This is a genomic window from Streptomyces sp. NPDC031274 (genome assembly GCF_055570235.1).
In genome coordinates this window covers 1-4867 of record NZ_JBVIHP010000066.1, presented here as the reverse complement: position 1 = coordinate 4867, position 4867 = coordinate 1, and the positions used below count along the sequence as shown (strand labels likewise).

General features: G+C 70.0%; 2 protein-coding genes. Both read right to left on the bottom strand.

The genetic code is table 11. The features are described 5' to 3' along the window. Nucleotides 1-3795 (bottom strand): type I polyketide synthase (locus ACZ5CR_RS43415; protein WP_468868696.1); only part of this gene is annotated, 3795 nt, incomplete at its 3' end. 157 nt (nt 3796-3952) lie between these two features. Further along, nucleotides 3953-4867: acyl carrier protein (locus tag ACZ5CR_RS43410; protein WP_468868694.1), on the bottom strand; the 915-nt coding region annotated here is incomplete at its 5' end.

The following is a 4867-nucleotide window of genomic DNA, read 5'->3' as shown; positions in this document are numbered from 1 at the left end:
CTCAAGCGCCGCACACAACCCCAACCCATCCTCACCCAGCACCACATACGAACCCACCGACGACACCGCCGGCACGCTCACCACACCCCAATCCAGGCGGAAGAGGGGCTCGTCGTCGCTCGCGCCGGACGGGGCGTTCAGTTCGTCGGCGGCCAGCTCGCGCAGCATCAGGGATTCGACGGCCGCGACAGCCTTGCCCGACTCGTCCCAGGCTGCCAGCGAGACGCTGTCTGTACCGGCGGCGGCAAGACGCACGCGCAGTGCCGTCGCGCCCGTCGCGAACAGCGAGACGCCGCTCCACGAGAACGGCAGGCGAGCCCGTCCCGCGCCTTCGGCAGTGTCCGCCGCCCCCAAGGCGGTGAAGGCCACTCCGTGCAGGCTCGCGTCGAGGAGGGCGGGGTGCAGTCCGTACTCGCAGGCCTCGTCCTGCTGCTCGTCAGGCAGGGCGACTTCGGCGAAGACCTCGTCCCCGCGGCGCCAGGCCGCGCGAACCCCCTGGAAAGCGGGCCCGTAGTCCAGGCCCGCCGCGGCGAAGCCCTCGTACAGGTCGTCGATGTCCAGGTCTACGGCTCCGGCCGGGGGCCACTGCGTCAGTTCGAAGCCGGTGCTCGCCCTCTCGTCGGCGGCGAGCACACCGGCGGCGTGCCGGATCCACGGCTCGTCCGGAACGTCGTTCTGACGGCGTGAGTGCAGCGTGAACGCGCGCCGTCCGGTCTCGTCGGGCTCCTCGACCCAGAGCTGGACCTGGATGCCCGCGCCGTCCTCGGGAAGCACCAACGGGGCTTGCAGGATGAGCTCTTCGAGCACGTCGAGACCGAACTCGTCGCCAGCTCGTACGGCCAGTTCGACGAAGGCCGTGCCGGGCAGCAGCGTCCGGTCGGCCACTGTGTGGTCGGCGAACCAGGGATGTGCGTCGATCGACAGAAGGCTCGTGAACAGGCGAGCGTCACTCCCGGCGACCTGGATGGCCGCGCCGAGGAGCGGGTGGTCGGCCTCGGCGAGACCGACGGAGGTCACGTCTCCGGTCAGCGCCGGGGCGTGCAGCCAGTAGCCCTGGTGCTGGAAGGCGTACGTCGGCAGGTCGACGCGGCGGCGGTTCTCGACCGGGGCGTAGAGGGGCGTCCAGTCGACGTCGATGCCTCGTACGTATGCCTGGGCGAGGGCGGTCAGGAAGGTGTCGGGCTCGGGGCGGTCGCGGCGCAGGGACGCGATCAGGCCCGACTGGGCCTCGGGCTCGGTGAGGGTGTCGTGCGCCATCGCGGTCAGGACCGCGTCCGGGCCGAGTTCGAGCAGCGTCGACACCCCGAACGACGTGAGGGAGTTGAGGCCGTCGTGGAAGCGGACCGCATCGCGGACATGGCGCACCCAGTACTCCGGGTCCTGGAGCTCAGCCGCCTCGGCCAGCTCACCCGTCAGATTCGAGACGACCGGGAGCTTCGGAGCGTTGTACGTCAGGCTCTGCGCGACCTTGCGGAAGTCCTCCAGCACCGGATCCATCAGCGGAGAGTGGAAGGCGTGCGAGACCTTCAGCCACCGCACCTTCCGCCCCTGACCCTTCAGCGACCCGGCCACACCCTCCAGGACGGCACGATCACCGGAGAGCACCACCTGCGACGGACCGTTCACCGCCGCCAGACCAACCTGCCCCTCCAAGCCCTCAAGCAACGGCAGTACATCCACCTCCGCCGCCTGCACCGCAAGCATCGCCCCACCCTCAGGCAGCGCCTGCATCAACCGCCCACGCGCAGCCACCAACCGGGCCGCGTCCTCCAGGGACCAGAGCCCAGCCACGTACGCCGCAACAAGCTCACCCACCGAATGCCCACCGAGTATCTCCGGCCGCACCCCGAACGACTCAGCCAGGCGGAACAGGGCCACCTCCACCGCGAACAACGCAGGCTGCGCATAACCCGTCTGCCCAAGCAGCTCCGCATCATCACCGAACATCACATCCTTCAACGGCCGATCAAGCACCGCATCCAGATACGCGCACACCTCATCCAACGCGTCCGCGAACACCGGGAAGGCGTCATACAACTCACGCCCCATCCCGATGCGCTGGCTGCCCTGACCGGTAAAGACAACACCCAGGCGCCCCTCAGCAACCGCCCCCGAAATCCCGCTTTCGAGGCCGTCCAGGAGCTCGTCCCGATCACGCCCGAACACCACGCTCCGGTGCTCGTGCACCGCCCGCGCGCTCAGGAGCGACCAGCCCACGTCCGCCGGGTCCAACTCACCCTCATTGACCACGAACTCGCGCAACCGTGCCGTCTGCGCCCGCAGTGCGTCGGCACTCTTGCCCGACACCACCCACGGCATCACCGTCGAAGGTGACACCCTTTCGACCGGCGTCGTCGGCGCCTCCGCAAGTCCCTCGGCCGCCTCGGCCCCCTGGGTCACCGGCGCCTGCTCCACGATCACATGCGCGTTGGTGCCGCTCACACCGAAGGACGACACACCGGCCCGGCGCGGAGCGGCGACGTCACCCGCAGGCTCGGGCCAGTCGCGGGCCTCCGTCAGGAGCTCGACGGCTCCTGCCGACCAGTCCACGTGGGTGCTCGGCCGGTCCACGTGCAGGGTCTGCGGCAGGACGCCCTCACGCATGGCCATGACCATCTTGATGACACCTGCGACACCGGCGGCGGCCTGCGTGTGACCGATGTTGGACTTCACCGAGCCGAGCCACAGCGGCCGGTCCTCGGAGCGGTCCTGGCCGTACGTGGCGAGGAGGGCCTGGGCCTCGATGGGGTCACCGAGGGTCGTGCCGGTGCCGTGGCCCTCCACGACGTCGATTTCCTCCGGCGCCAGGCGGGAGTTGGCGAGGGCCTGGAGAATGACGCGCTGCTGGGAGGGGCCGTTGGGAGCGGTGAGGCCGTTGCTCGCGCCGTCCTGGTTCACCGCCGAGCCACGGACGACCGCGAGGACCTGGTGGCCGTTGCGGCGGGCGTCGGAGAGGCGCTCGAGGAGGAGCAGTCCGACGCCCTCGCCCCAGCCGGTGCCGTCGGCGGCCTCGGCGTACGGCTTGCAGCGACCGTCCGACGCGAGGCCGCGCTGCTTGCTGAAGTCGACGAAGGTGCCGGGCGTGAACATCACGGTCACGCCGCCCGCGAGGGCCATCGTGCACTCGCCCTGGCGCAGCGCCTGCGCCGCCAGGTGCAGGGCGACCAGCGAAGACGAGCACGCCGTGTCGATGGTGACGGCGGGGCCTTCGAGTCCGAAGGTGTAGGCGACCCGGCCGGAGACGATGCTGCTGGACGCGCCGGTGCCGAGGTAGCCCTCGACGTCCTCGGGCACGGAGTGCAGACGGGAAGCGTAGTCGTGGTACATGACGCCCGCGAAGACGCCGGTGCGACTGCCGCGCAGCGAGCCGGGGTCGATGCCGGCCCGCTCGAAGAGCTCCCAGGAGGATTCCAGGAGGAGCCGCTGCTGCGGATCGGTGGCCAGCGCCTCACGCGGCGAGATCCCGAAGAACCCGGCATCGAACTGGTCGGCCTCGTGCAGGAATCCGCCCTCGCGGGCGTAGCTCGTGCCGGAGCTGTCCGGGTCCGGGTCGTAGAGGGCGTCCGGGTCCCAGCCACGGTTGGTGGGGAACGGCGTCAGGGCGTCGGTGCCGTCGCTGACCAGGCGCCACAGCTCTTCCGGGTTGCGGACACCGCCGGGGTAGCGGCAGCTCATCGCGACGATGGCGATGGGCTCCTGTTCCCGCTCCTCCACCTCACGCAGACGACGACGAGCCTGACGCAGGTCGGAGGTCGTCCGCTTGAGATAATCCCGAAGCTTCTCCTCGTTCGACATTTCTCGTCCGCCCCTCGTGTTCTTCACGTTCTTCGCGAGCTCTGTGTGATTCGTAGGTTTCGTGTTCTGCGTGTTCTGCGTGTTCTGCGTGTTCTGCGTGTTCTGCGTGTTCTGCGTGTTCTGCGATGCGTCAGTTGGTTCGGGTGCTTCGGGCACGTCAGGCCGTTCCGAGCTCGTCGTCGAGGGCGTCGAAGAGGTCCTCGTCGGAGATGGATTCCAAGTCGTCCGTCTCGTCCAGGCCGCGTGCCGCGTCCTGGTCGGTCAGGCCGCCCTGGCCCTGTGGGGTGCTCCAGCGCGACAGGAGCGTCTGGAGGCGGATCGTGATCTTCGAGTGGACGATGCTGTCGGTGCTCCCCGTCTCCATCGCCGCCAGGGTCGACTCCAGTCGCTCCAGCTCGTCGAGTACGGAGCGCCCGGCGCCGGGCTGCCCGTCGCCGAGCGGCAGTGCGGTGGCCAGGTGGGCCGCTAGTGCCGCCGGGTTGGGGTAGTCGAAGATGAGGGTCGCGGGGAGGCGGAGTCCGGTGGCTCCGTTCACCGCGTTGCGCAGCTCGACAGCGGTGAGGGAGTCGAAGCCCAGCTCCCGGAAGGCCCGAGTGGCGTCCACTGATGCGGCGGACTCATAGCCCAGGACGTCGGCCACGTGCGTGCAGACCAGCTCCGTCAGGACCTTGTCGCGCCCCGCAGCGTCGAGACCCGCCAACTGACCCAGCAGCGGAGCCTCTTGGGCCGCCGCCACCTCAGCCGCCGCCCCTGCAATGGACCGCCGCAGCGGTGTGCGGACCAGGCCCCTCAGCAACGCGGGGACGGCATCGGCCCCGGACGCGGAGCTCGCGCGCAGGGATACGAGGTCAAGGCGCATCGGCACGAGGGCCGCATCGGAGACGCCGATCGCGGTGTCGAGGAGGGCGAGCCCTTCCTCGGACGTGAGCGGCGCGACGCCGCCCCTTGCCATGCGGCTGAGGTCGCCGGCGTTGAGCTTCCCGGTCATGTCGCTTTCCTGTGCCCACAGGCCCCAGGCGAGCGAGGTCGCGGGAAGGCCCTGCGCCCGACGGTGCTGCGCCAGGGCATCCAG